This is a genomic window from Pseudoalteromonas sp. SIMBA_162 (assembly GCF_046535955.1).
In the GTDB taxonomy this organism is placed as follows: Bacteria; Pseudomonadota; Gammaproteobacteria; order Enterobacterales; family Alteromonadaceae; genus Pseudoalteromonas; species Pseudoalteromonas marina.
In genome coordinates, this window is the sequence record NZ_JAWJBQ010000115.1 from 1 (window position 1) to 383 (window position 383).

1 protein-coding gene is annotated in these 383 nt (G+C 63.4%); it reads right to left on the reverse strand.

Annotation, left to right across the window (positions count from 1 at the left end):
- Positions 1-383 (reverse strand): CNNM domain-containing protein (locus tag R0J88_RS18970; protein ID WP_410900724.1); only part of this gene is annotated, 383 nt, incomplete at its 3' end.

Sequence of the window (383 nt, forward strand, 5' to 3'; positions counted from 1 at the left end):
AGCCAGACCAGCGGGTAGAGCAGCTTGAGCAACGGTTCCAGCACCAGCGAGGCCGGATAGGCGATGCGCTCCGGGTTCACGGCGGCCATGGTCTTGGGCGTCACTTCGGCAAAGATCAGCACCACGATGGTCAGCACGGCGGTCGAGACGGCCGGGCCCGAGACATCACCGCAGTAATGGATCGCGATGATGGTCGCCAGCGAGGCAGCCAGGTTGTTGACGAAGTTGTTGCCGATCAGGATGACGCCGATCAGGCGGTCCGGGCGGGAAAGCAGGCGGGTAACACGCTTGGCGCCGCGCTCATCGCCCTTGGCACGGTGACTGAGACGGTAGCGGTTGATCGACATCATGCCGGTCTCGGAACTCGAGAAGAAGGCAGACAG